The 25,081-nt window shown below is 68.5% G+C and carries 24 protein-coding genes and 5 pseudogenes; 14 read left to right on the plus strand and 15 right to left on the minus strand.

Annotated features, from left to right (window positions below; all coding sequences use genetic code 11):
• Nucleotides 1–232: 232 nt before the first annotated feature.
• Entirely contained in the window at nucleotides 233–1,126 is an 894-nt protein-coding gene (locus ACFVV1_RS27695; protein WP_389994376.1) for a serine hydrolase, read from the plus strand.
• 55 nt (nucleotides 1,127–1,181) lie between these two features.
• Here ACFVV1_RS27695 and ACFVV1_RS27700 read toward each other — a convergent pair whose 3' ends face one another.
• Nucleotides 1,182–1,760 carry a TerD family protein gene (locus tag ACFVV1_RS27700; protein WP_389994379.1) on the minus strand — a complete coding sequence of 193 codons (579 nt, stop codon included), beginning with the start codon at nucleotides 1,758–1,760 and terminating at the stop codon, nucleotides 1,182–1,184.
• A gap of 101 nt (nucleotides 1,761–1,861) precedes the next feature.
• On the opposite strand from ACFVV1_RS27700, the gene ACFVV1_RS27705 reads away from it, so the two are divergent.
• Complete coding sequence (locus tag ACFVV1_RS27705) at nucleotides 1,862–2,098, plus strand: hypothetical protein (RefSeq protein WP_389994382.1); 237 nt, start codon at nucleotides 1,862–1,864, stop codon at nucleotides 2,096–2,098.
• 19 nt (nucleotides 2,099–2,117) lie between these two features.
• Here the strand turns inward: ACFVV1_RS27705 and tatA are convergent, their stop codons facing one another.
• On the minus strand, nucleotides 2,118–2,393 hold the full coding sequence (gene tatA, locus ACFVV1_RS27710) for a Sec-independent protein translocase subunit TatA (protein ID WP_389994385.1): 276 nt from the start codon (nucleotides 2,391–2,393) through the stop codon (nucleotides 2,118–2,120).
• A gap of 146 nt (nucleotides 2,394–2,539) precedes the next feature.
• Between tatA and ACFVV1_RS27715 the strand changes: the two genes are divergently transcribed.
• Nucleotides 2,540–4,078, plus strand: coding sequence for an LCP family protein (locus ACFVV1_RS27715; protein ID WP_389994388.1), 1,539 nt, complete (start codon nucleotides 2,540–2,542; stop codon nucleotides 4,076–4,078).
• Here the strand turns inward: ACFVV1_RS27715 and ACFVV1_RS27720 are convergent.
• Nucleotides 4,069–4,350, minus strand: a complete 282-nt coding sequence (locus ACFVV1_RS27720) for a cation-transporting P-type ATPase (protein ID WP_389994391.1) — start codon at nucleotides 4,348–4,350, stop codon at nucleotides 4,069–4,071. The two genes, ACFVV1_RS27715 and ACFVV1_RS27720, sit on opposite strands and share 10 nt — an antisense overlap.
• Before the next feature lie 107 nt (nucleotides 4,351–4,457).
• A complete protein-coding gene (locus ACFVV1_RS27725; protein ID WP_389994394.1) occupies nucleotides 4,458–4,835 on the minus strand; it encodes an ArsR/SmtB family transcription factor in 378 nt (125 codons plus the stop codon).
• Nucleotides 4,836–5,072: 237 nt separating this feature from the next.
• On the opposite strand from ACFVV1_RS27725, the gene ACFVV1_RS27730 reads away from it, so the two are divergent.
• The 3 genes and pseudogenes from ACFVV1_RS27730 (at nucleotide 5,073) to ACFVV1_RS27740 (ending at nucleotide 6,712) form a co-directional block, all read left to right on the plus strand.
• Nucleotides 5,073–5,339, plus strand: a complete 267-nt coding sequence (locus ACFVV1_RS27730; protein WP_389994397.1) for a GlsB/YeaQ/YmgE family stress response membrane protein — start codon at nucleotides 5,073–5,075, stop codon at nucleotides 5,337–5,339.
• A gap of 29 nt (nucleotides 5,340–5,368) precedes the next feature.
• Nucleotides 5,369–5,533 (plus strand): annotated as a pseudogene (locus tag ACFVV1_RS27735) (Tellurite resistance TerB); the annotation flags it as partial.
• A gap of 328 nt (nucleotides 5,534–5,861) precedes the next feature.
• Nucleotides 5,862–6,712, plus strand: a pseudogene (locus ACFVV1_RS27740) (acyl-CoA dehydrogenase C-terminal domain-containing protein).
• A gap of 18 nt (nucleotides 6,713–6,730) precedes the next feature.
• Here the strand turns inward: ACFVV1_RS27740 and ACFVV1_RS27745 are convergent.
• Together ACFVV1_RS27745 and ACFVV1_RS27750 are read right to left on the minus strand one after the other, a co-directional pair.
• A complete protein-coding gene (locus ACFVV1_RS27745; RefSeq protein WP_389994399.1) occupies nucleotides 6,731–7,519 on the minus strand; it encodes a thioesterase II family protein in 789 nt (262 codons plus the stop codon).
• Nucleotides 7,520–7,589: 70 nt separating this feature from the next.
• Nucleotides 7,590–8,119: pseudogene (locus ACFVV1_RS27750) on the minus strand (long-chain fatty acid--CoA ligase); the annotation flags it as partial.
• On the opposite strand from ACFVV1_RS27750, the pseudogene ACFVV1_RS27755 reads away from it, so the two are divergent.
• Nucleotides 8,032–8,301, plus strand: a pseudogene (locus ACFVV1_RS27755) (ISAzo13 family transposase); the annotation flags it as partial. The pseudogenes ACFVV1_RS27750 and ACFVV1_RS27755 sit on opposite strands and share 88 nt — an antisense overlap.
• A gap of 49 nt (nucleotides 8,302–8,350) precedes the next feature.
• The gene (locus ACFVV1_RS27760; protein WP_389994401.1) at nucleotides 8,351–8,779 is read left to right on the plus strand and encodes a hypothetical protein; all 429 of its coding nucleotides are present in this window, start codon (nucleotides 8,351–8,353) and stop codon (nucleotides 8,777–8,779) included.
• Between the two features lie 242 nt (nucleotides 8,780–9,021).
• Here ACFVV1_RS27760 and ACFVV1_RS27765 read toward each other — a convergent pair whose 3' ends face one another.
• On the minus strand, nucleotides 9,022–9,369 hold the full coding sequence (locus tag ACFVV1_RS27765) for a transposase (RefSeq protein WP_389994403.1): 348 nt from the start codon (nucleotides 9,367–9,369) through the stop codon (nucleotides 9,022–9,024).
• Nucleotides 9,370–9,641: 272 nt separating this feature from the next.
• On the opposite strand from ACFVV1_RS27765, the gene ACFVV1_RS27770 reads away from it, so the two are divergent.
• Nucleotides 9,642–10,877 (plus strand): hypothetical protein, encoded by a 1,236-nt coding sequence (locus tag ACFVV1_RS27770; protein ID WP_389994406.1) that lies wholly within the window; start codon nucleotides 9,642–9,644, stop codon nucleotides 10,875–10,877.
• A 123-nt stretch (nucleotides 10,878–11,000) separates the two neighbouring features.
• Here ACFVV1_RS27770 and ACFVV1_RS27775 read toward each other — a convergent pair whose 3' ends face one another.
• From ACFVV1_RS27775 to ACFVV1_RS27795, 5 genes are all read right to left on the minus strand, one after another.
• Entirely contained in the window at nucleotides 11,001–11,981 is a 981-nt protein-coding gene (locus ACFVV1_RS27775; RefSeq protein WP_389994409.1) for a LuxR C-terminal-related transcriptional regulator, read from the minus strand.
• A gap of 207 nt (nucleotides 11,982–12,188) precedes the next feature.
• Nucleotides 12,189–12,389, minus strand: a complete 201-nt coding sequence (locus ACFVV1_RS27780; RefSeq protein ID WP_389994412.1) for a hypothetical protein — start codon at nucleotides 12,387–12,389, stop codon at nucleotides 12,189–12,191.
• The gene (locus ACFVV1_RS27785; protein ID WP_389994415.1) at nucleotides 12,386–13,741 is read right to left on the minus strand and encodes a serine/threonine-protein kinase; all 1,356 of its coding nucleotides are present in this window, start codon (nucleotides 13,739–13,741) and stop codon (nucleotides 12,386–12,388) included. The genes ACFVV1_RS27780 and ACFVV1_RS27785 overlap by 4 nt, the downstream gene beginning before the upstream one ends.
• The gene (locus ACFVV1_RS27790) at nucleotides 13,738–15,657 is read right to left on the minus strand and encodes a tetratricopeptide repeat protein (RefSeq protein ID WP_389994418.1); all 1,920 of its coding nucleotides are present in this window, start codon (nucleotides 15,655–15,657) and stop codon (nucleotides 13,738–13,740) included. The genes ACFVV1_RS27785 and ACFVV1_RS27790 overlap by 4 nt, the downstream gene beginning before the upstream one ends.
• A 2-nt stretch (nucleotides 15,658–15,659) precedes the next feature.
• Nucleotides 15,660–16,085: a hypothetical protein gene (locus ACFVV1_RS27795; RefSeq protein ID WP_389994421.1), complete on the minus strand. Its 426-nt coding sequence runs from the start codon at nucleotides 16,083–16,085 to the stop codon at nucleotides 15,660–15,662.
• A 691-nt stretch (nucleotides 16,086–16,776) separates the two neighbouring features.
• Between ACFVV1_RS27795 and ACFVV1_RS27800 the strand changes: the two genes are divergently transcribed.
• The gene (locus ACFVV1_RS27800; protein ID WP_389994424.1) at nucleotides 16,777–17,136 is read left to right on the plus strand and encodes a hypothetical protein; all 360 of its coding nucleotides are present in this window, start codon (nucleotides 16,777–16,779) and stop codon (nucleotides 17,134–17,136) included.
• 231 nt (nucleotides 17,137–17,367) lie between these two features.
• On the opposite strand, the gene ACFVV1_RS27805 is transcribed toward ACFVV1_RS27800, so the two are convergent.
• From ACFVV1_RS27805 to ACFVV1_RS27815, 3 genes are all read right to left on the minus strand, one after another.
• Nucleotides 17,368–18,315 (minus strand): glycosyltransferase family 2 protein, encoded by a 948-nt coding sequence (locus tag ACFVV1_RS27805; protein ID WP_389994427.1) that lies wholly within the window; start codon nucleotides 18,313–18,315, stop codon nucleotides 17,368–17,370.
• Nucleotides 18,316–18,396: 81 nt separating this feature from the next.
• Entirely contained in the window at nucleotides 18,397–20,847 is a 2,451-nt protein-coding gene (locus tag ACFVV1_RS27810) for a glycosyltransferase (protein WP_389994430.1), read from the minus strand.
• Nucleotides 20,848–21,006: 159 nt separating this feature from the next.
• Nucleotides 21,007–21,504, minus strand: coding sequence for a hypothetical protein (locus tag ACFVV1_RS27815; RefSeq protein WP_389994433.1), 498 nt, complete (start codon nucleotides 21,502–21,504; stop codon nucleotides 21,007–21,009).
• Between the two features lie 384 nt (nucleotides 21,505–21,888).
• Between ACFVV1_RS27815 and ACFVV1_RS27820 the strand changes: the two genes are divergently transcribed.
• The 4 genes and pseudogenes from ACFVV1_RS27820 to ACFVV1_RS27835 all read left to right on the plus strand — a co-directional run bounded on the left by ACFVV1_RS27820 (nucleotide 21,889) and on the right by ACFVV1_RS27835 (nucleotide 24,836).
• Nucleotides 21,889–22,653: a winged helix-turn-helix domain-containing protein gene (locus tag ACFVV1_RS27820; protein ID WP_389994436.1), complete on the plus strand. Its 765-nt coding sequence runs from the start codon at nucleotides 21,889–21,891 to the stop codon at nucleotides 22,651–22,653.
• The gene (locus ACFVV1_RS27825) at nucleotides 22,607–22,975 is read left to right on the plus strand and encodes a hypothetical protein (protein WP_389994439.1); all 369 of its coding nucleotides are present in this window, start codon (nucleotides 22,607–22,609) and stop codon (nucleotides 22,973–22,975) included. Before ACFVV1_RS27820 ends, ACFVV1_RS27825 begins: the two co-directional genes overlap by 47 nt.
• Nucleotides 22,976–23,135: 160 nt before the next feature.
• A pseudogene (locus ACFVV1_RS27830) lies at nucleotides 23,136–24,082 on the plus strand (ornithine cyclodeaminase family protein).
• Between the two features lie 469 nt (nucleotides 24,083–24,551).
• Complete coding sequence (locus tag ACFVV1_RS27835; RefSeq protein ID WP_389994442.1) at nucleotides 24,552–24,836, plus strand: hypothetical protein; 285 nt, start codon at nucleotides 24,552–24,554, stop codon at nucleotides 24,834–24,836.
• The last annotated feature ends 245 nt before the right edge of the window (nucleotides 24,837–25,081 follow it).

Below are 25,081 nucleotides of genomic sequence, written 5' to 3' on the forward strand. Positions count from 1 at the left end.
TGGCCCATGAATGGGGATCCGGTCCGGTACGACTGAACCCCGACCCCCTTCATCACATCTCCGCCGCCCGAACAGATACCAGGGCGGCAACCTGCTGCGGCCCACCTCACTGCGCGGTTGCAAGCAATACGCGACGAAGCGCGCCCCTCAGCCGGCCAGGGCGAGGTCCGGCGAGACGACCTCCGACACACCGTGGGACCTCCGACACATCGTGGGACAGGACACAGCCTTCATGTACCGATCACCCGTATCGACCGGCGCTCGGCGCGGTGTGGCCGCCGCCTTGGCCGCATGCTCATTGCTCACCGCGTTCGCCCTGGCCACCCCGGCCTCCGCCGACACGGCCAGTGCCACGGCCGCCGGTTCGAAGGTCGTCTGCACGTCGAAGAGGCCGGGCCTGGCCGCCGCGCTGTCCCACGACATCGCCGGTGCCCTCGACAGTCGTCAGGGAACATCGTCGCTGGCCCTCTACGACCGGAACACCCAGACCACCTGCGAACTCAACGCCGGCACCCACTTCGACTCCGCCAGTGTCGTCAAGGTCTCGGTGCTCGGAGCACTGCTGCGGCAGGCCGAGGAGGCACACCGGAAGCTGACTCCGCTGGAGGTGGAACTGACCACCGCGATGATCACCACGTCGGACAACGACTCGACCTCCGCTCTCTGGCGCCAGATCGGTGCCGTCGGGTTCCAGGAGTTCCTCACCCTGGCCGACATGCGGCACACCGTTCCCGGTGCGGGTGTGAGCTGGGGTCTCACCCAAACGACCGCCGGCGACCAGCTCCGGCTGCTGCAGCTGCTGACGACGCAGAACGACGTACTCACGCCGGCCTCGCGCGCGTACGCCCTCGATCTCATGCATCGGGTCGCCCCCGACCAGAGGTGGGGAGTGCCCGCCGGATCGCCCGCCACGGCGACGGTGCAGGTCAAGAACGGCTGGCTGCCGCGCGCCACCGACGGATGGCGGGTTCACAGCGTGGGTGCCTTCACCGGAAACGGTCACGACTACGGCCTGGTCGTCCTCTCCAGCGGCAACCGCACCATGGACTACGGCGTCGCCACCATCGAAGGAGCGGCCCGCGTCATCCACCGCGACCTGGCCGGTGCGGCGGCAGCGGGCTACTGACCGGGCCGTGTGACCGCCTCCTCCCCCGCGCGCACCCTTCCCGGCACCGCACCACTCAGGCGATACCTACGCCGTAGTCGGTGGCGATACCCGCCAGGCCCTGTGCATAACCTTGGCCGATGGCGCGGAACTTCCACTCCCCGCCTCTGCGGTACAGGGCGCCGAAGACCATCGCGGTCTCACCGGCGGCGTCATAGGAGAGTTCGTAGCGGCACATCTCACGGCCGGTGAGGTTGTCCACCACGCGGATGAAGGCTTCGTCGACCTGCCCGAAGTTCTGGCCGCGCCGTTCCGCGTCGTGAATGGAGACCGCGAAGACGACCTGCCCCACCCTCTCGCCCAGCCTGTCGAGGTCGACGAGGATCTGTTCGTCGTCCCCGTCGCCTTCACCGGTCGTGTTGTCGCCCGTATGCCGAACGGCGCCATCGGGGCTGATGAGGTTGTTGTAGAAGACGAAGTGCTCGTCGGAGATCACCTTCATCTCAGGGCCGCAGATGATCGCGGACGCGTCGAGGTCGAAGTCGGCGGCGCCGACCGGCCGTGCGTCCCAGCCCAATCCGACCGTGACGTCCGCGAGCGGGGTGCCGTCCTGGTTGAGGACGACGTTCTGACCCTTGGTGAGGCTGACGCCCATGTGTACTGCTTCTCCCCATGGTCGAGTTGCGTCAGGGCCCGCGCTTGAGCCCCGGAGTGACGCGTTTCACAATAGTTTAAAGCTTGCGCAATAATTAAAGTATGAGCATGGATGCGAACGACTTCACCGGCTGGGAGCGCGCGAAGCTCGAAGGCGGCCCCGCGGACGGGGCATGGATGCGGGTCACCGACCGGCCCGCGGTGCTACAGGTCACTTTCCCCTGCCAACTGGATTCCCCGCCCGGGGACATGCGGGTTGAGGCCCTCTACCTCTATCGCCGGGATCCCCGGGTGCGGAGTGAGCCGCTGAGGTACGGCTTCGACGGCGCCAGCCCCTGACGGTGCCGCCGTGTCCCGTTCAGCGGGCGGCGTCGTTGCCTTCCGCGGCCGGGCGGGCCGGAGCCGGCTCACCCGCGGCCGGGATCACCGAAGGCGCGACCCGCACGGCCGGGCCGGGATCGGCGGCGGGACCCGGCGCGTCATCCTCCTTCATGGCCTTGGTCTCGCTCTTGAGGATGCGCAGCGACTTCCCCACGGCCCGAGCGGTGTCCGGCAGTTTCTTCGACCCGAACAGCACGATGACGACGATCGCCACAATCAGCAGATGCCAAGGCTCCAGCCCATTACGCAACATTTCCCGCCCTGCCCTTCACCTCATCGACCAGGGTGCGCACCCAGGAGTGGCTCCCACCGGAAAGCTTGCTACATTGCGCAACTGTACAACCTTGGGGTGGGGCGAGTCGTCCCTCTGTATCAACCGGACGGATGAGGGGCGTACCCATGGCAGGCACCCGCCGGCAGATGGCGTCTGCGCGTCACGACGACGCTCGATCCGCCGTACGCGGACGGCGGCGCAAGCGCAGCCGGGCGCGACTCGTGCTGGTGACGGCTCTGTCCCTGCTCGTGCTGGTGACGGCAGGGGCGGGGTGGATCTACCTCCGGCTGGGCGGCAACATCGAAACCTTCAGTTCGGACGGTATCTCCGACGACCGGCCGGATGCCTCCGCCTCGAAGGGGGAGAACGTTCTGGTCATCGGCTCGGACGCGCGCACCGGCGGGAACAGTGATCTGGGCGGCGGCGACAAGAGCGACGTCGGCCGCTCGGACACCGCCTTCCTGCTCCACATCTATGCCGATCACCAGCACGCCGTCGCTGTGTCCATCCCGCGTGACACCCTTGTCGACATCCCACCCTGCAGGCTCCCGGACGGGAGTTGGTCCAAGACGCAGACCAACACCATGTTCAACGCGGCGTACTCCATGGGCCAGACCGCCAAGGGCAACCCCGCCTGTACCCAGAACACCGTCGAGAAGCTGACCGGGCTACGTGTCGACCACACCGTCGTCGTCGACTTCAAGGGCTTCTCGGAACTGACCAAGGTCGTCGGCGGCGTCGAGGTGTGTCTGCCGCAGGAAATCTACCAACGGGATCTCAATCCCAACCGCACCACGCGCGGCAAGCTCCTCTTCGCCAAGGGCGGGCAGAAGGTCGCGGGGCAACAGGCACTGGACTACGTGCGCATTCGGCACGGCATCGGCGACGGCTCCGACATAGGCCGCATCAAACGCCAGCAAGCCTTCGTCGCAAGCCTGATCAAGAAGGTGAAGAGCGACGGACTCACCCCCGCCAAGCTCCTGCCGCTCGCGGACGCCGCAACCCGGTCCATGACCGTCGACCCCGGCCTGGGATCAGCCGACAAGCTGCTGTCCTTCGCGATGACGATGAAGGACATCGACCTGCACAACACCAAGTTCGTGACCGTTCCCTGGCGGTACCAGGGGGCACGGGTCGCCATCGTCGAGCCGGACGCCCATGCCCTGTGGGCGGCGCTGAAAGTCGACCGGACCATCGACGGCAAGGACGCCAGCAGCAAGAACGCCGGCGGCAAAGCCCCGGACGAGACAGCCTCGGCCTCCCCCTCGGCAGGTGCCGCTGAAGCGTTCTCCGGGGACGGCATCGATGTCGCCGTCTACAACGGCACCACCGTCACCGGACTCGCCGCCGACGCGGCGCAGACCCTCAAGGACCACGACTTCACCGTCACCAGCACCACCACGGCCGACAGCCAGGACCACAGCACCACAGTGATCGAGTACGGACCAGGGCAGAAGGACCGGGCGAAGACAGTCGCCCGCCTCTTCCCCGACGCAGAACTCCAGGCGGCTACCACGACGGGAATCAATGTGATCCTCGGCCAGGACTACGTGGACAACCCCGCAGCCACCGCCTCCGGTGAGCCGTCCTCCCTACCCTCCGAAGTGGCCGACGGTGCCCGCTCCGCCGACGACGACCTCTGCGCCGACCTCTCCTACGGCTGAGCGGAAACCTCCTTCCTGGCCTTGGCCCAGTTGGCATGCATCCGGTCCAGGCAGGACTGCGCCTGACTGCCGGGGTGCGCGCCGCGGGCGAATGCCGGCACGTTGCCCGAGAGCGGTACTGCGGTGAACGGATCGCGCAGACTGCGCAAAAAACGCCCGGGCCATGACACGGTCCGCCGGGCAGGCAGCGTGCTCTCGCCGAACCTGGCGAGGCGCGCGTCGGCTTCCACGTCCGTCAGCCCGCGGGGGCCGCTGTCCAGCGTGCGCAGCACCTGAAGCGCGGTCGGTTCCTTGCGGCATCCGGCCGACCGCAGGGGCTCTGCCCGGCACCGGAACGGTCCGCGGATCGGGCACCACGAGGCCCGGCCCCTCAGAGGTCTCAGGCGCCGGTCCCGCGGAGCGCGCGCACCGGTGCGGACGTACCGTCGGCGCGCGCGGTCAACTGGCCGACCATCAGCCGCACCACGGTCACAGTATCGGGGTCGTCCACGAAGTAGACCATCCGTCGGCCCTCGCGACGGGAACGCACGAGACCGGCGAGCTTCAGCTTCGTCAGGTGCTGGCTGACGGCGGGCAGCGCGCCGCCCACCCGCTCCGCGAGTCCACTCACGTCGCTCTCGCCCTGGGCCAGGGCCCACATGATGTGCAGCCGTGCCGAGGACGCCAGCAGCCCGAAGGCCGCGGCCGCCTCCGCGAGTACCTCGGCAGGTGGGTCCTCGAAGCTGTCGACGCCTGTCGCCACCGTCGTCCCTCCCATTTCCGCGGGGTCGCTTGCGAACCTTCCCAGTTTAGACCGCGATCCAGAACCCCGAGCGACGGCGGCCGCCTGCCGATGAGCCGGTCCACGCCCACGGACCGCCAGGCGTTCCGGCGCAACCAGCGCCGCCCTCGCCGCGTCTTCACCCTTATCTGTACGGTTGCGCAACCGGGCAATGCATCGCTGTCGGCCGGGGGAGCCTCCGCCCGGCGCGGTCCGAGAAAGGGAACAACGAACATGGGCATCATCAGCTGGATCATCCTCGGGCTCGTCGCCGGAGTCATCGCCAAGGTCCTGCTCCCCGGGCGCGATCCCGGTGGCCTGATCGGCACCACTCTCATCGGCATCGCCGGCGCCTTCGTCGGCGGCTGGCTCTCGGCGCACTTTCTCGACCGTCCCGTGGAGAACGACTTCTTCGACCTGACCACATGGGGCGCGGCAATCGGCGGCTCCCTCGTCCTGCTCATCGGCTACCGCGTCCTCTTCGGCAACTCGCGGGACTGACGAAAGCCCGGAACTCGGAACTTCTCCCGCTGAACAAGCTCACAGCCGGCTTCGCCCTCGGCAAGGTCAGCATCCCGCAGGAGATCGCCAAGGCAAAGGAGAAGCCCGCCGAGGCCCGTGCCGTCATCCAGATCGGCGGCGCCGACGGCGACTTCGACAAGACCGAGCAGGCCGTCGTCCGCAAGGCGTGCTACCGCCCTCGGCCCGCAACTGCACGCGGTTCGGGTGCACCCCGAGCAGTTCGACCCGTGGTTCCTCGCCGATCCGCTCCGCGCCCCGGCCAACGCCCGGCAGGCCGGAACACACGACGAGCTCCTCCCGCATCGACGTCCGCCGCTTCCAGGTCCGCCAGGCACCCTGGAGGCGAGCCCCCTCCGCCGCAGAGCACGAAGCGGGCGAAGGCGGTGAAGGCGCCGGGTGCCGCCTGCTGCCGGCTCTGTACTGTCTCCGTGATCCGACCCGCTCTCCACCGGCTTCCTCAACGCCCTCGAGTACGCCAAGGTCCGTACCCAGGGCGCCGATCTGACCGCTCTCGCGGACAAGTCGGCTCCCCGGGTGCCCATCCTGCGCCACCCCGACGTGCGCCGCTCGTTGCTTCTGCAGAAGGCGTACGCGGAGGGGCTTCGCGCCCTCGTCCTGCACACGGCCACCGTGCAGGACCGGATCGCCGAGGCGGAGGCGGCGGGCACCCGCGACGACGCTGCGCACGCCCTCAACGACCTGCTCCTCCCGATCGTCAAGGGCTACGGCTCCGAGAGGGCCTGCGAGCAGCTGGGGCACGCCCTGCAGACCCTCGGCGGCGCGGGGTACACGCAGGACTTCCCGCTGGAGCAGTACATCCGCGACACCCGGATCGACACGCTGTATGAGGGCACCACCGCCATCCAGGGCATGGACCTCTTCTTCCGCAAGATCGCCAGGGATCAGGACGGGGCGCTCGCCGCCCTCCTCGCCGAGGTGGAGAAGACCGCGGCGGACGCGCCGGAGAGCGGCGAACTCGCCGACGCGCACGCACTGCTCGGCCGGTCCGCGGCCCATCTCCAGGCGATGGCGACCGGTCTCGGCGGGCACCTCCTCGCGTCCCTGGAGGACCCCTCGGCCATCTATCAGGTGGGGCGCGGCACGACCCGGCTGCTGATGGCGGCGGGTGACGTCCTAGTGGCCTGGCTGCTGCTGCGGCAGGCGGGAGTGGCGGCCGGGCGCCTGGCGGACCCCGCGGCCGGGCGCGGCGGGCCCAACGCTCCTTCTACCAGGGGAAGGTGGCGACGGCAGTGTTCTTCGCCCAGGAGGTGCTCCCGCTGGTCGCGGCCCAGCGGGAGATCGCCGACCGCGAGGACGGCGTCCTCATGACGCTGGACGAGGACGCCTGGTAGGCCGGTGCGGCGGCTCCGTCAGTCGGTCGCGCGCCGCCGCCGCCCGACGCCGACCTCCCCGGCCACCTCGCGGATGACGTCGAGGAGGGGGGCGCGGTCCTCGCGGAAGTAGAAGTGCCCGCCGGGCAGGGCGAGCCGGCGGGTGATGCGGTCCAAGTGCCGGGCCCAGCCCGCGCTCTCGCCGACGAGGCGGTCCTGCTCCCCGGTGCCGCACAGCAGGGTCGCCGGGACCTCCAGCGGGGGCTCGGGTTCGTGGACGTACGTCTCGAAGACGCTGGTGTCGGCGCGGAGCGGGCCGAGGACCAGCCGGCGCAGCCGCGCGTCCGCGTGCACCTGCTCGGGCAGCGGGCCCCAGCGCGCCTCGGCCGCCGTGATCAGTTCCTCGTCGGAGAGGGTGTGCAGCGAGCCGGCCGGTCCGCCGGTGCCGAAGGTGTGCGGGGCGGGGCAGGAGGACAGGATCAGGTGCTCGGGCAGTTCGCGTCCCTCGCGGCGCAGCGCCCTCGTCGTCTCGTACGCCAGGAGGCCGCCGAAGCTGTGACCGAGCAGCACGTAGGGCCCGGTGAACGCGGACCGGGAGACCAGGCCGGCGACGAGGGGGCCGATCGCGGTGTGCGCGGGCTCCGCGCGGCGCGCGGAGCGGCCGGGGAGCTGCACGCCCCACAGCTGGATTTCCGTCAATTCGTCGGTCCACGACAGGTATTCGGCGCTGGAGCCGCTTGCGTGCGCGAAGACGTAGACGTTCAGCGGTGCTTCGGGGCGCTCGCGGCGGCGGACCAGCCAGCGCGCGGGTCGTGTACCGGGATCCATGGGTGCCTCGGGACGGTGAGGGGCAGCAACGGCCGCCGACCGGACCGTCACGGAATCACCAGGTCTACCATCACTCGCCGTAAAGCGCTTCGACCTCGTCCGCGTAGGCCGCCGCCACCGCGTCCCGCTTGATCTTCAGCGACGGGGTCGGCAGGCCGTTCTCCTCGGTGAACTCGCCCGCGACGACGGTGAACCTGCGGATGGACTCGGCCCGGAGACCACCGTGTTGGCGTGGTCCACGGCTTTCCGGACCTCCGCGATCAGTTCCCGGTCGCGGGTGAGCTCGGCGAGCGGCGTGTTCCTGGGGCGTTTGCGCACGGCGAGCCGGTGCTCGACGGCCTCGAGGTCCAGGGTGACGAGCGCGGCGTCATAGGAACGGTTGTCGCCGGCGACCCTGAACTCGCCGACGGGCGCGCGGCTGCCCAGCCGTTCCTCCAGGATCGCGGGTGAGACGTTCTTGCCGCCGGACGTGACGATGATGCCCTTCTTGCGGCCGGTGATGGTGAGGTAGCCGTCCGCGTCGAGCGCCCCGACCCGCCTACACCGACCAGGTCCTGGCCACCGTGCTCCATCTGCGGGTCGCCCTGGCCGCAGAACCTCTCGCCGTACTGTTCGGACCGCGATGCACCGCACTCTCCTGAAGAACAGGAAACTGCTCGACTCACACGGCATCGTCATCCCTACCCGCGACGACACCACCCGTCGTCCTCGCGGCCCTCCAGGCCAGGGTTCTCGCCCAAACCGCCGAGCCCCACGACAAGATCAAGACAACGTGTTGGTGATCTGCAAGCCCTTAGGCTGTTTCTTGATTCGAACGGGAGGGGCGGGAGCATGGCGATTTGGGGACTGGTCATCGAGACGACCGTGGGTGTCGGAGAGCGCAAGCACGCGGAGGCGTACGTGCTGACGCACGTGGAGGGTACGCGCGAAGAGGCTCTGGTGGAGCTGGAGCGGCGTGCCCGGAGCCATACGCCGGAGCACCCCAGAAGTCCGAAGCGCCGTCGGCTCTTCCGGGAAGGCGACGGCTTCCTTCTGGTGATCGACGGCGCCTGGCAGTCCTTCAGTACGCGGTTCACGGCGGCGGAGCTGCTGGACGACAGCGCCGCACCGGCCCCGCCGTCGGCGCAGACGGCCCCACCGGGGGCTGAACCGGATCCGGCGGACGCGGTGCCGCCTCCGCCCTCGACGCCGCCGGTGGAGCGCTATGAGGACGGAGTGCCGATGCGGCCGACCTGGTGGGGCCGCACCGACCTTCCGTGACGGCTGATGCACACGCCCGCGGAGGTGTCCCAGCGCTTGGTGTCAGCAGCACTTGGAGGACGCGTACGTCCTGCCCGCGGGCCCTGGCCGGGGCGGACGTCACGTACCCGCTGGCACGCAGGCTTGACCCACTGCCGGAAGAGTCTTTGCTCGGCCCGGACTGAGGTCAGGGCCAATGGTGGCCCCATCGAGGGTGGTCGTCAGCTACTGAATTGGAATGTGTGATGTCGGTCTGATCGTGGTCAAGCATCCATGGTCAGGCCGGTGCCGGTGAGGCAGCCGTTGATCAGGTGTGAACGGTACTGGATCTTCTTGAGGCTGTGTTTGACGACGGTGGCCGGCTGGTCGAGGTTCGCGGCGGCGAGGTTGCACACGGTGCGTTTGACCAGCGACCAGATGCCTTCCTGCGGGTTGAGGTCGGGTGCGTAGGCAGGGAAGTGGAACACCGTCAGCCAGTCGTCGTTCTCGGCGATGAAAGCCTTCATCTGTGGCATCAGATGAGTTCGCAGGTTGTCCCAGACCAGGACGATCGGCCCGTTGAGCTGGTTGTGTGCCCGCACGATCAGGTCGCGGCTGCCACGACCAGCCATGGCGCCTCAGCAGCCGCCATGTCCCCTCGGCCGTGTAACTGACAGTAGTGTCCGACGACGTTGATCAGGAAGAACAGCGCACCATTCGGTGCCCACCGTTTCCGTACTCGAACTGCGGAGTACTCCGCGTGGCGCACAGCGCCCCTGGTGAGTTGTCCGGTTCCAGACATGCCGGTTTCAGACAGTCGACGCCCGTTCACCAATTGGTAGTCGGACTCACAGACTGGCGACGCCCGCGGTTCCCCTACCGGGCACCCTCAGAAGGAGTCCACGTGAAGAAGACCCTCTCCATGGCGACGAGCCTGGCACTCGCCGCGACCTGTGCCCTCGGCATGGCGCTTCCTGCGCACGCCGCCGATGCGACCGGGGCCACGACCGTCACCAGCCGGTCGCTGCAGTCGTCCGTCGACACCTCCGGAATGACCCCGCAGACCAAGGCCATCGTCGACAAGATCCAGGCCAAGCTGCCCGCTGACTGGGAGTCGCGCCTCAGAGCAGCCCGTGCGAAGTACGGCCTGAACGAGTCGCCGTGGAGCGAGGTCCGCGACAGCGTGATCAACCCCGGCGACCACCAGTGCCAGCAGACCGAACTCACGACGTACGCCAACTCTCTCCTCGTTGGCATCAAGCACCCGGCTATCATCTTCAACCTCCAGTTCTACGGTGGCTTCGACTGGGCGGCCTTCGACGCGCTGATCTCCGGCAGGGAGTCGAAGTCGAACACCTTCGGCGTCAACGGCGAGTACACCCAGAAGCTCACCGCCGAGATGAAGAACCTCAAGCGCTTCTGGGACATCGACTCCGCGGGCATCCAGCTGGTACCCATGCACGGAGCGGACGTCCTCTCCAGCCCCGAGCGGCTCGCCCGCGTCCTTTCCGTGATGTACGGCAATCCGATCGAGGAGGCCCCACGGGAATGGGCGCTCGGCCTGGCCGAGCTGTTCATCGAGCTGATCGACTCGGAACCGGTGCTCCAAGGTGGCGCAAACCCGATGTTCACCTTCAACGCCTTCGCCTACAGCGAGAAGGACGATCCGCAGCCCCTAGGCATCTCCGACCGGATCGTCATGGGTGACGGCATCCTGCAGGGCATGTCCGCGGTGGATCTGGGCGATGTCGCGCCGAAGGGCATCCTGGGCCACGAGTTCGCTCACCATGTGCAGTTCCAGAAGAACCTCTTCGAGAGCGACCTGACCGGTCCGGAGGCCACCCGCCGCACCGAGCTCATGGCCGACGCGTTCGGGACGTACTACCTGACCCATGCCCGCGGCGAGTCGCTGAACGCCACCCGGCTCCTCAAGTCCGAGAAGTCGTTCTACCAGGTCGGCGACTGCAGCTTCACCAGCTCGGGCCACCACGGCACGCCGAACCAGCGGCTTGCCTCGTCCAGTTGGGCGGCGGGCGTGGCCAACGACGCGTCGAACCAGGGACACATCCTGCCGTCGCTCAAGTTCGACGAGCTGTTCGAGGCCAAGCTCCCCGACCTGGTCAAGCCGGACGCCGGCTGACGGCCGCCGCTCCCACCGCAGGGCAATGATCGCCTGAGCGGCCGAAGACCCGCGCGGGGCGGGCCGGATCACGCACCGACCCGTCCCTCGCGCCCATTGCACGGGCCCGACCAGGGCCGTGGTTCAGAGCCAGCCGCGGCGGCTGGCCTGGACACCGAGCTGGAACCGGGTCCGGGCGCCCAGCATCTCCTGCAGGCGGACGATGCGTCGGGCGACGGTCCGCTCACTCACCCCGAGCTCACGGGCGATCGACTCGTCGGTCAGCCCGGCACTGAGGTAGCTCAGGAGCTGCCGGCCCTCGTTCATCGGACTGGCCCCGCTCTCGGCTCCCTCACCGGCCGGGGGGAGCGGAACGGCCATCCGCCAGTACGACTCGAAGACGCCGATCAGCCCGTCCAACAGGCCCGACGGCTGGACGAAGACGCTGTGGTGTCCCATACGGTCCGGCGCGGTGACACCCACCACGGCCCAGCGGTCGTCGCAGACCAGGACGTTCAGCGCGACATCCGGGAAGACCCGCGCCTGCTCCCCGTGGTCGACACACGTGTGCGCCACCGCCAGTGCCTTGGGGTCCTGCAGGATGTCGGCGCTGTACACCACCCGGTAGGCGATCCCGCGGTCCAGCGCGTCCAGCATTCCGACGCTGACCTCCGGCACACGATCGCCCCCGCCCACCGGCCCTATCGACAGCCCACGCACCTCCGCCACGGCCTCGTCGTGGACCCGTCGCTGGACCGCCATGTGTCTGTGCGACGAGTCGACGACCTCGACATAGCTCGATCCCGAGGTGTGGTCGATCCAGAACCGTGACAGGACCGTCGCGCTCTCGTAGGCGATCCGGGCTTCGCGTGCGCGTCGTTCGGCGACGGCCTCCAGCATCGCGCGAGGTGGCTGGGCGGTCAGCCTGCCGTCCGTGCGCGACACCAGACCGATGTCGCTGAGCTCGGTGACCGCGTGCTGGAGGCTTTCGAGAGGCGACCCGACCAGCGTCGGCCGGTCGGTGAGGTCGGTCAAGGTCTGCGGACCCTGTTCCACCAGCGCGAGGTAGGCAGCCTCCGCTGTCGCGGAGAGACCGAGAGCCTGCAGTGGGCGCAGTTCGCGCACTTTCCCCCCAACCCGGCGGCGCTGCACGGCACCGCCCGCTGACTCCATTTCTACGGTGACTGTCCATCTGCTGAAGATCGCCAGCGTAGCACCGGCGTGAGCAGTAGACGGCGTTCGAGCGCCGGTCGACGCCGACCACCCAGCGGGCCCCGCATTCGGGACACTCTGCCTCACCCGTACCGCCCTGCACGGCCGCCAGGCGCTTGCTCAGACTACGAACGCCTTGGTCCGTGAGTTGTGCATCACCTCGGCCAGGGTGGGCGCGAGGCCGGCCAGCACCTCGACGGCCTCGCGTATGTAGCGGTGGCCCGCCGACGTCATAGCCTGTTCGGCCTGTTCAACCAGTTGTCGGGCCTGACTGGCGCGACCGGCGAGTCCGGTGGCGTCGCGGAATCCCGCGGTGGTCAACGTGTACCGCGTCGATCCGGCAGCCAGCGGCGCCAGGTGCGGCGCGGGATCCGTGGCAGCGGTGGCAGGTCCGCGGGCAGGGGAACCGTGTGGGTCCGCAAGGACGCCTCGTTCGTCGGATCGGGCTCGGGACCGCCGGTGTCGCCGGTGTCGTAGGAGCCCGGGGGGGGCGGGGGACTGCCGTTCGGAGGTGCGGCGACACTGCCCCCGGGCATGGTCGGAGGCTCGGGGATCGGCTCCCGCACAGGGCCGTCCACGCCCAGGGTGACGGTGCGGTCCGGTTGCGGCGTCGGGACCGGCTGCGGTTGTTCGGAGAACGTCCCGGTGTGAAGTTCGGGCTCGTCGTCCTCGTGATGACCCGGGTGCGCCGCAGGCAGGATGACGTGGCGCACGCCGTCCCATTCGAAGACCTTCCCCGCGTCTTCCCGCGTCTGGCGCCGGATGGCCTCGGGCAGCCATTTGCCATGGGCCAGCAACCGGGACACCTCGTCCGTCTCCGCTGCGGGCAACATGTTGATCAGCTCGGTGACCGAGGGCCGGGACAGCGGATTCTTGTCGAGGCAGGGGCGGATCAGAGAGGCAATCCGGTCCGGCATACGACTGAGGTCGGGTTCGTCATGGATGACCCGGTAGATCACCCCCACCAGGTTCGTCCCCTCGAACGGGGCGGTACCCGTGGCGGCGTACATCAGTGTGCACGCCAAGGCGAACACATCGCTCGGGGGCCCCGACTTGAGGCCCCGGACCTCCTCCGGCGACATGTATCCAGGGGTTCCGACGACCGCTCCCGTAGCCGTGAGGTTGCTCGCGCCGCCGAGAGCGGAGATTCCGAAGTCGATCAGCCGAGGGCCGTCCTCTGCGAGCAGTACGTTCGACGGTTTCAGGTCGCGGTGCACGATTCCCGCCGCATGGATCGACTCCAACGCACCGACCAGCCCCATCCACAGGGCCAGCAGCGTCGTCCGGGGCAGCGGCCCGAACACGGAGACCGCCTGGTGCAGGGAGGGCCCAGGAACGTACTTGGTTGCCATCCACAGACGCTCTTCGTCCATGCCGGACCCCAGAACGGCAGCAGTGAAATGACCTCCGACCCGCGATGCCGCGCCCAGTTCACGTTCAAACCGCTTACGGAACTCTCTGTCCTCCACGAACTGGTCGTGCAGCACCTTGACCGCGGCCAGCTGCCCCATGCGGGAGCGGCCGAGGTACACCTTGCCCATGCCGCCGGCGCCCAGTCGGCCGAGCAGCTGGTAGGGCCCGATCCACGCAGGATCCGAACGCCCCAGCGGGGAGCCGACTCCGGGGCCGATCCCCTCTCCGTCCCGTACGCCGTGCGTTTCCCGCCGGCTCACGGCGAGCCTCCGCGCGGCCCGGTGCCGTAGAAGATCTGCTCCTTGAGCCGCCGGTCCGCCTTCTTGCGCCAGAAGGCCAGCAGCACACGGTTCTCGACGGTTTCGGGAGCGTCCGGGCCCAGGACGCGGTTGAGGTCCGGGAGGACGGCGTGGAACTGGCGGATGGCGTCACCCACCTCACCCTGGACCCCCGTCCAGTGGGCCAGCCGCGCCCTGCTGACCAGCGTGGCTCTGTCATCGGAGCCAAGGACCCAGGCGATATCGCTCACCAACAGGCTGAAGATCCGCACGGCCTCCGCGGCTTGTCCCGTCTCTCCAGTCCAGTGGGCGAGCTGGCTGCGTGCGAGCAGGGTCTCGCGGTCGTCGGGGCCCAGCACCCGTTCGAGATCCAGTACCGCAGCGGCGAACAGCCGCCGCGCCCTGCGCCGCCGTCCCGCGGCGCCCGACCAGTGGGCCAGTCGCGAGCGGCTGAGAAGGGCGTGCCGATCATCGGCGCCCAGGGCCCAGGACACGTCCGGCACCAGGTCCGTGAGCAGCCGCACGGCACGCTTGCTCGCACCGGCCCGGCCCGTCCACTGCGCCAGGTTCATACGCCCGGTGAAGGTCTCGCGGTCCTCCGCGCCCAGGACGCGGGACAGATCGGGTACGAGTTCACCGGTCAGCCGCGCCGCCGCGGCCGGGTCACTGGCCTCCCCGGTCCAACGAGCCAGTCGGGCACGGCCGATGAGGGTCTCGCGGTCGTCGTGGCCCAGGACGCGCACGAGGTCGGTGAGGACGGAGGTGGTGAGGTTCAGCGCCTCATGATGTCTGCCCGACTCGCCCGTCCAGTGCGCGAGTTGGCTCTGGCCCACGAGCGTGGCGCGGTGGTGCGGACCGAGCACGCGCGTCATGTCACTGACGGCGGCGGTGGACAGTCTGAGCGCCTCGTCGGTGTCCCCCTCGCGCCCGGTCCAGTAGGCGAGGTTGATCCGCCCGACGAGGGTGGCCGGATCGTCCGGCCCCAGCGTCCGGGTGAGATCGGGCACCACTTCGTTCAGCAGACGCATGGCCTCGCCGGTCTGGCCCTCCTCACCACGGCGGCGGCCGAGGTCCCAGCGGGCCAGCAGCCCTTCCCGGGTGCCGGGAGGCCCGCCCACGTCGGCCTCGGTGACCGGTCCGCGTCTGGCACGCGGGCGGGGCCGGGCCAGGATCAGGAACTCCGCGGTGTCCGTTCCGCATTGCTGGGGCTCCGGCAGGCCCTTGGCCGGCAGCACCCGCTTGAGGTGCCGGAACAACGCGCCCAGCGTGACCTCGGCTGAGGACGTGGTGGCGATGCCGTCCCGCAGGGTCAGCAACAGCTCGCCGGTGAACGCGGTGTGCCGTTCGCCGTCCTGGAACCGGGCGGGCTCATTGGCGGCTGCCGACGTCAGCGTATAGGTACCCGTGATCTCCATCTGCTCGATGAGCGGCTCGTGCGTTCCGGACAGCCCACCTGTGATGGCACGTCCGGAGAAACAGCAGTCGAGGACGAGCACCCGGTTGCGCGCCGGAGTGGCCAGAAACGCCTCGCGAATTCCCTGGAACGGGAAGGCCGTGAACGACGGTGCCTCGCTGACGGACTTGGACAGGCCGAGATACAACTCGCGCCGCTCGTGGCCGATCAGGCCGTGCCCCGCGTAGTAGACGAGAAAGACGTCCTCGGCCTGGCGGGCGGCCTCCAGCAGCGGCAGTCCGAGATCCCTCGGCGTGGCCGGGTCGAACACGGTGCGGGTGGACTCCGTGGAGAAGGCCCCCGGCCGGCCTTCGGTGAGCAGTCGCTGAAGGTCGCGGACGTTGTTGCGTACGGCCGGGACGCCGGGCAGCAGGGCATCCTCGGTGTACTCGGCTGTGCCGACCAGAACAGCGCGTGAACGAGCCGGGTCGGGTGGGCGCATCATGCTCAGCCCTCCGCTTCGGACGCCTCACCGAGAGCGGGGGCGGCTCCACCGGGGAGCGCCCCCCTGCTCGTATCCGGGTCCGAATGCAGCGCCGTGCGCAGCAGGTTCTCGACCGCGTCGAGGTTCTTCGCGTGCTGGACCGTCAGTTCCGTACGCGTGCCGTCGGGGGCGACCACTTTGACCCGTACGGTGCTGCGGCGCGGCTGGCGCACGTAGACCGCGACCGCCCTGGCCAGTGCCGTCAGTGCGCCTCCGGCGCCGACCGCCACGATGAGTGTGTCGCTCCAGGCGCCCAGTTCGCCCGCATCGGGTGCGGACGGCGGAATGTGCACCCGTCCACGCAACAGCGCTTCATCGCTGAGCCAATCTCTGAGGTCCGCAAGGGAGTCGGGCCCTTCGGAGCTGTCCATCGCCAGCAGGGACTGCATGGCAGACCGCCTCTCCACCGCACGCCTTGTCTCATCGGGCCCGCGGATGGGCGGTCCCCCGTGTTCTGCTCCTCACATAAGTCTGCCACTTCGGGAATCGTGGGGGAGCCGAAAGGATGCGCTACGCCACCCGGAACTCCTCCACCTCCTCCGTATCCGACCCGCTCCGCCTTCGGCTGCGCTGCGTGCCGGGCTTCGCCCACCCTGGACAGCTCGGCCCGTCTCGGAACCCGGCCGGCTATCGGGCGGCTCCTCCGCTGTGACGCCCGACCGCAGCTCAGCGGCCTGTGGGTGGGGAATCAGGGTGAGCAGGTCTGCCCCATCCGCGAGCTCAGGGCGGGGAAATTCAAGGCTTCCGGGTCCGCGCCGGGAACGCCGCTCTGCCCCCGGTGTCGGCCTACGACGTGTTCGAGCAGACCTGGAGCCCGCCGATCCCGTTCCTGTTCCAACGCAGGTACGGCACCGAATACCGGCCCCTCACCCGCAGCTACATCCGCGAATGCCTGGTCGCGACTTCGCCGAGCGCCCAGATCACCGTGGCCGGCGATCCCCTGGAGTGGCGGCCCCACGATTCCGCAGAATCTTCGTCACCGACGCCATCCGCTCAGGGCTGTCGCCCCACATCGCGGCGAAGATCTGCCATGCCGTTCTGGACACCGCCATGGGCTGAGCCGCGATCTACCCGGAGGACGTGATCTCCCATCATCGGGCCTTCATCGCCCGCCGCAGGGCTGAACGCCCCAGCGAGGAGTACCGCAACCTCACCGCCACTGAGTGGGACGAGTTCCTCGCCTACTTCGAGCTGCGGAAAGTCGCTCCCGGGACCTGCGGGCGCGACTACGGGACCCCTCGTGCGCATGAGAACGCCTGCGTCAGATGTCCTCTTCTTCGGGTTGATCCCACCCGGATGCCGCGTCTGGAGGAGATCCACACCAACCTCATCGACCGCCTGCAGGAGGCCAGGGAGCAGGGCTGGCTCGGCGAGGCCGCCGCGATCGAGACCCCCGGGCCACCACAGTGCAGAAGCTGGAGGCCATGCGTGCGAGGCTGACGCGAAAGCTCGGTACGGACGCGGCCGGGCCGTCTACACGGCATCGGCCTTTCTGGTGATCGTCATGCCGGTCATCTTCCCACCGGCGGACGCCATCCGGACAGCGCCGAGTGCAAGGCTGAATACCGATCGACACTCGCTCGTTGCTGCGCATCCTTCTCGGGTAGCAGCACGCTGTGTCACCACCAAAAGTGAGACAGGGTCGTTAAATTGACAGACCAGTGGCAGCCGTCACGCGAGGGTGACGGGCTCGGCCGGCCTTGGTGCGGTCTGGTCTGCGAGGGTCTTCTCCAGGTGCTTGATGCGGTAGTGCTGCAGGCGAGCCATGCGTTGCAGGTCCATGGTGACCCGGAGGAACTGGTCCATCTCGACAGCTCGGCTGAGGATCTCATCGGGCACCCGCGTGTCGTACGGGCAGGCATCATGCTCCTGGTTGAGCAGGGCATGTGCCCAGGCCTGGGTGAGAGGCTTGAACGACGTGGGGTGGTTGGCCACGATCTGGGCCCGGACGGCGAGGTCGTTCTCGGCGGCCTCCACGTGGAGACCGGTGTCCTTGTTGCGTGCCCCGAACAGAGGCTCGGGAATGTGGTGGGCGTCGAATCCCCGCTCGGCGCAGCCGATCCAGAAGTCCCAGTCCTCGCCGGCCCGCATGCGCTCGTTGTAGCCGCCGACGGCCTGCCAGGCTTCGCGGCGGTACAACGAGCAGTAGAACATGATCAGCCGCTGGAGCAGCAGTTCCTTGCTGTAGGGCGGAAGCTCCAGTACCTGTGGCGTCAGGCCGTCGGCGTCGGTGAAGACGAACAGATCGGTGGAGGCGATGGCGATGTGCGGGTCGGCGTTCAGTGCCGCGGCGGTCTTCTCCAGCATGGTGGGGGCGATCACGTCGTCGGCGTCGAGCGGCAGGATGTAGCGGCCGGTTGAGGCTGCGATGCCGACGTTGCGCGCGGCGGAGACTCCGGCGTTGGCCTGGCGGAGCAGCCGAATGCACCGGTCGGGGTGGCGGTCGATGAAGGCCTGGGCCACGGCCGAGGAGTCATCGGTACTGCCGTCGTCGACGATGACGATTTCCCAGTCGGCGAACGTCTGCCCAAGAACGCTGTCCAGCGCCTGGGGCAGGTAGCCGCCGTAGTTGTAGCAGGGGATGACCACCGAAACCGCTGGTTCGCGGCTGTCGCTCATTCGTCGTCCTTCGCTTCGGGCGTGAGAGTCGTCCTTCGCTTCGAGCGAGCGGGGGACGGCCTTGCTTGACGGTTCGCGTGTTCAGACAACGGGCATGGCCCGTTCGCTGAGCGCCCCCGACCAGTGGTGGGGGTGCACTACTTCGAGTTTGGGCAATGCCCAGCAAGCGGTGCCCATGTCCCTGGCCAGGGCCGCCAGGCCCTCGGTCTCGATGAGGTGCTGGTACGGGACCGGTGGAAACACCAGTCCCGCGCGGTGCAGGTCCGCCCGTACCAGCAGTACGGTGCCGCCGACCGAGTCGATGCGGACGAGATCGTGCGTGCGCAGTTCGTCGAGATAGGCCCTTCCGAATCCCCTGGGGGGTTGCAAGATGCCGTCGCGGATCCACTGGTCCCAGTTCAGAGCGCCTGCTTCCGGCCGCAGGAGGAAGGTATTGAGGTCGAATGTGGGCCCGTTGGGCTCGCTGACACAGTGCGGCACGACGATGTCCTTCCGCGCTGCCAGCAGCCGCTGGACCAGATCAGGTGGGTAGCTGGTCACGTCGGCATCGATCCAGAGCACCCACTGCTCGTCGGTGAGGGCGCGGGAGAGCAGGTGGTTGCGCACTCTGGCCAGCGCGGACCTGCGTTCCCGTTGGACGCCGGGCTCCCAGCGCTGCCCCGGGAGGCGGACCCCGGCATGGTGTCGTACGAGCGTGACGCGGCGGTACCGCTGCTCGAGCTCGGGCAGCGCGCGCTGAAGCATGTCCCAGGTGTCGTCCTGGCTGTCGCCCTCGAGCAGGCCGAGGGAGATCGCCTCGTGCGGATAGTCCAGGCTGTGCAGGCTGTTCAGGTAGCCGGGCAGGAACCGGGCTGCGTCCTTGACCGGAGTGAGCACCAGGACCGAGGGGCGTTCGTGCATGGGCGCCGGGGCCGGCTCGCTGATCACCCATCTCGCCCGGTGTGGTCGCAGGGCGTTGGTATCCGTCTCGGCGCTGGGGCCTGGCTCAGCGCAGGTATCCGGCCCGGCGTTGGAATCCGCCTCGGTGTGGAGGAGGTCGGCCGGGTCCAGTGGCAGTCGCGCCGCCATCGCCATTAGCTGCTCGGCATAGTCGCTGCCGGTCCATACCGGGGAGGCGACATCGAAGATGCGCTCGAAGTGGGCGGGTTCGAAGGTGTTGTTCTCGTGGCACACATAGGTGCAGAGCTCCGGTACGTCCACGGAGACGACCCTGTTGCTGCTGACGACGTGGGCCGCTACGGGGGTGTCTTCGCCCCGGCGTTGCGCTGGGTAGCGCGGGAGCTTGGCCTTCGCGCAGAGCATGGAGCCCTCCCACACTCGCACGTGCGAGATGGCCAGTTCGCGGCGGGCGGGCCGCCACAGTCGCTGCCGCGCGAGGAAGCATGCCTCGGCTCCCAGCGCGACGACCGCTGCCATCTGCACCTCGATCCGTTCCGGGTCGTACAGGTCGTCGTCGTCCCACTGGCACACGTACGTCCCGCTCGCCCGGTCGACTGCGATATTGCGCAGCGCTCCGAGCGTCTGCCCGGTCGGCGGGAGCCGGTGGAAACGGATACGTGGGTCACCGAGACCGCGAACGTGCTGTTCCAGAGCGTCGCTCGGCCCGTCGTCCACCACGACCAGTTCTTTGTTCGGATAGGTCTGGGCGAGGAAGCACCGGATCGCACGCGCGGCGAGAGACAGGCGGTCTTTCGTCACCATCAGACAGGACACGGACGGCGCCGGGGTGTTGGAGGCCCAGCGGTGGCGCTGCGCGTCCAGGTCGAAGGCTCCGTCGGCTAGGGGCCGCAGGTCCTGGCTGATCCAGAACCTCACCCTCCTGTCCGACGAGGTCCGTGGCGACCAGGACTCCTCACCGGTCCAGCTCCCGGACCCGTGGTGCACAGCATGGGCCTGGTCAAGGTTGGTCTCCTGCGGTCCGAAAAGCTGGACCGCATGCGGGCTCACCTTGGGGTAGAGCAGCTCCGAGCCCACCACGGTGATCGAGCCGGACTCCGGGGTTCCGTCCAGCGCACGCGTGAGGAAGAAGGGGCCCGACACATCCAGTGCGCTGGGCAGGCGGTGACTGCGGACCAGCTCCCGATGCGCGTGCGCCCAGAACGGATGCCCCGGCCGCGAAGCGATGAACGCATTGCCCACGATGCGGCCCAGAGCCCGCTGGCGCGCCATCGGCAGGCGGGTGTGCAACTGGGGCTCGCACCCGAGCACGAGTTCGCGTCCGTCAAGCAACTCGCCCAACGGACGCAGGCACTCGACGTCCAGATCGACGTACACCCCGCCGAAATGGTCGAGCAGGAAATACCGGATGGCGTCGGCGCGCATGATCGGCTCGGGGTAGCCGTCGTAGATCGGAAGAAACCACGGATAATGTTCCTCGAGGAAGGAGCGGTTGTCCGTGTCAGTCCACAGTCGATAGCTCCACTCCGGATGGTGCCGTCTCCAGGAATCCGCCCACTCCCGCCATTGGGAGGGAACGTCCGTGTCCCCCCACGCCTGGTGGATCAACGCCGGAATACTGCTCTGCTCAGACATCCGCACAATGGCTCTCAATCACGTGATCGCGTTATGAGGTACAACGAAAGTCGGGCACTGAGGACCTTGAATCACTCGCGACTTCACCCGTATGGACGCCGCCGTCAGGAAAGTCATCCCGGCTCACGGTTTCAGTCCCCCCCTTGGGTCGAATGGCCGTCAGTGGTGGGAGCGCGTGGCGTGAGACTTCGTCTGGGCCTTCGTCCCGGACTTCGTGTGGGCCTTCGTCGCGGACTTCGTGTGGGCCTTCGTCACGGACTTCGCGTGGGCCTTCGTCTGGGACTTCTTCGGGGGCTTCTTCGGGGTGGCCGACTGATCCGCTCTGATGTTGAAGCAGTTGACGCTCGGGCCCTCGTTCTCCTCGGGGGTGATGAAGAGCACGTTCCCGACGTGAGAGACGACGTAGCAGTTGTTCAACTGCGAGCCATCACCTTTGAATTTGCCGAAGGTGCCCTCAAAATTGAGGCAGTTCACCTCGGGGAAGCTCGAAGTGCTGGACGAAACCCCGGCTTCCAAAATGACGAAGCAGTTGTTGATCTGAGTGCCGCTGCCCCCGTCGTCCCCGCCGCCAAAGCTGTGGGCATCTGCGACACCTGCTCCCAGCATGACGGTGCCCGATGCTGCAGCCAGGAGTGCAGCCGTTCTGCCAATCTTCATCGTGACCTCCAGGTTCTCTTCGCGGCTATTCCGCGGATCAGATTCCCATGATTTGATGGATAAGTCGAAACGCCGGTCGCGTGTTTCACCCGATTAGTACTCCAGAATCGGTTCGTGTCCTGAGCTGGTTCTTCTTTTGTAGTGGCAGTGGCGAGTGATGGCTTGGTGGTGCCTTCTCCGGGCCGACCATTTCAGTGCGTGGGCGACGAGGTCGCGATTGGCTCGCCGGCGAGGCAGGAGACGTCCAGGACGCACCGAATCTCTGCCCCGGTGAGAGGAATGGGCCTGGTGGGGTCGTTTCTGCAGCCCCCTGTACCGAACCTGAAAGCGTGATGTCGGTGCTCTTCATCTGACGGTGTCGGTGGTTCCGGTAGCCCTGGGGTCGTGACGTACGCGCAGGGCGGCGGGTTGACCGACGCTGAGAGGGCCGCCCAGGAGCGGATCCGGCTGCAGGCCGTGGAACGCTTCGAGGGCAGGAAGACGGACCGTGAGATCGCTGCCGCGTTACGGGTGTCGAAGCGATCGGTGGAGCGGTGGCGTCCGCAGTGGTGTGAGCGCGGCGAGGCCGGGGTCCTGTCGAAGGACTCCCCCGGGCATCCGAGGCTCAGCGAGACGCAAATTGTCGGGCTGGAACGCGAGTTGGAGCGCGGCTTGCTGGGTCACGACTGGGAGGACCCACGCTGGACGCCCGCCAGGGTGAAGACATTGATCGACCGGCTGTTCCACGTCCGCTACACCGTTGAGGGCACCTGGGCACTGCTCAAGCGTCATGGCTGGTCGTGGCAGCAGCCGGCCCGCAGGGCTTTTGCCGCCTTCACCCGTCCGGGTGAGGTGCAGAGAAGTACCGACTGCTGGAAGGCCGCCCGTGACAGCGACAGCACCAGCAGGCAGGAATGGCTCGCCACGAAGCGTGCCGAGGAGCAGGCGGCGAAGGCCTGGGCGGAGCAGTTCGACATGCCGCCGCTCGAAGGCCCGGCCAAGGCCCTCGCCCGGGGCGAGCGTTCACGCCACCAGTTGGTGACCGCCGCCCACACCGCTCTCGTCCGCGCGGCGCGCGGAACTGGACGAACTCGAAGAACAGCTGGCCAAGCAGTTGGCCGAGGTGCGGGCCGAGCGGGACGAACTCGCCGTCGCCAAACGGGTCCTTGAACGGATAACTGAGCAGCTCGCCAACGAGCGTGCCTCAACCGCGAAGCTGACGGCCGGGCAGGTGGGCGGACAGGCGGTGATGCTCATCCCACACCGCACATCGGGTGTGGAGGAGGCCACGCTCCCGCCGGACTACCAGCGCATCCTCACCGCCGTAGGGCAGGCCGTCGGACCGGTCATGGCCAGGCAGGTCGGCGAAGTGCTGGGAGTGGACGTCAGCGTGCGGGCCAAGCTGGAACCGCTGCGCGGGAAGCTGGTCAGACTGCCCGACCGCGGCCGGCTGCGGAAACTGCCCGACGGCTGGTTCACCGCCCGCCTGTGACCAGGCATGCCGCCACCGGTGATGAGGTTCAGCGATTTCGGCCGCCTCCGCTCCTGTTCCTCGCACAACTTCAGGCTGGACCAGGTAAGCGGCAGTCTGCGCCGGCGTGGTGCCGCCCCCTGCGCTGGCCGCGGCGGAACGGCGTGAGAATCTGACGCGCATGACCCGGATCCTGACCCACACGGACCTGTTGGAACTGCTGAACCCCTCGGACTGCATCCAGGTGCTGCGGGAAGGGTTCGCCGCCTCTGCGCAGAGTCCTCTGCCAGGACAGCGGGTGCGCACCGACCTTCCCTTCCCAGGCACCGCGACAGCCTTGCTTCCCGGGCTGCTTCCCGGGACCGACGCCTACACGGTCAAGGTCAACGCGAAGTTTCCCGGCGCGGCCCCGTCACTGCGGGGCGTGATCAGCCTCCACAGCGGCACGGACGGCGAATTGCTGGCCTTGATCGACTCCGCCACCATCACCGCCTGGCGCACCGGCCTCGCCGCGGCCCTGGCCACTGACCTGATCGCCCGGCCAGTGGCGACGGTGCCCACACGGTCGGCGTGATCGGAGCCGGAGCCCAGGCCGAACTCACCGTCCGTGGACTTCGCACGCTGCGATCATGGGACCGTCTCGTCGTTCACGACACCGACGCGCAGCGGGCGGCTGCCTTCGCGCGGCGGCACGGCGGCACCGTGGCGTCCACGCCGGCGGAAGTCGCCGCCGAGGCAGACGCGGTGGTACTGGCCACCTGGTCGCGCGAACCCCTGCTGCATCTGGAGGATCTGCTGCCTGGGCAGCACCTTACCGCGCTCGGCGCCGACGAACCCGGGAAGCAGGAAGTCGCCCCCGAAGTCCTCATCCGCGCGCGGCTGATCGTCGACGACGCCGCACTCGTCGCAACGCACGGCGCCCTCGCCAACGCCGGATTGCCCTCCTCTACAGCTGCCGCATCCCTTGGAGAGGTCATCCGCGGTGACGCCCCCGCCCGCTCCCACAGCCGGGAGATCACTGTCTACGCCCCGGTCGGCCTGCCCTGGCAAGACCTGGCCTTGAGCTGGCTGGCCTTCCAGCAGGCCGAGGCAACGGGAAGGGGAGCAACCTTCGATCTCCTGTCATGACCCGCTGCCGGCGTCGACGCTTTCGAAGGGCGGGGAGATCAACTGAGCAGGTTTGGACCGACCGGCAATTGGAGGGTGGAAGAAGGAGCGGGGCCGGGTGCGTGCAGCTGCAAGGCGGAGGATCGAGGCATGGCGGATGGGGCCTCCCCTGCTCGAGCGAAGCCGAGAGCTCGGGGAACATGGTGATTGACGACAACGCGGGAGGGGGTCCCCCCTGGCCCTCAATGCCTTGGGCGAGTGCGTGCCCAACCCCGCGACGCCGCCCCCCAATTGCCGGTCGGTCTTAGCCAGCCTCCTGATCAGGGGCGGCTGAGAACCAAAGAACGCGCCGAGGACACCTGCCCGCTTATCCACCAGTGCCGTCTGCCGCTGTCCACACACACCGTCAACCACCCTCGCCGACCTGCTACGACGCCATCTGAACGCGATACGGTCCAGCTGGCGGATCCTGCCTCCCGGGAGGATCGCGGTGATCGTCCTGGCCGTGCTGCGTCACCACCAGCGTCTGGCCGACATGGCCGGCGGGAACAACGTGTCCGAGTCCTCCGTCCGCCGTTGGCGCGACGAGTTGATCGCCCTGCTCGCCGCGCAGGCCCCGCGCCTGGACCGCGCCCTGAAGAAAGTCGCCAGGCGGGGCGGGGAGGTGGTCCTGATCGACGGCACCCTCATCCCCGCCCAGCGCCGCGCCGGAAGGGCCGACCGACGGAACTACTCCGGTAAACACGCAGTCACGGCCTGCACTTCCTCGCCCTGACCGACGAGAGAGGCCGCCTGATCCGGATATCCGCCGCCCGGCCCGGCCGTACCCACGAATTACTGCCGCCCGCCACGACCACGTCCTGGCCCACCTGCGCGCCGCCGGTCTCGGCGCCCTCGCGGACCTTCGATTCCGCAGCCTGGACAACGACGCACGTGACCCCGTGATCGTCACCGGCTTCACAGCCTCCCGCGCTCACAAGCCCGGCCTCCTTCTTCGAGCCCATCATGGCAACTGCCACT

The sequence above is a fragment of the Streptomyces sp. NPDC058092 genome, assembly GCF_042884935.1.
Classification (GTDB): Bacteria; Actinomycetota; Actinomycetes; order Streptomycetales; family Streptomycetaceae; genus Streptomyces.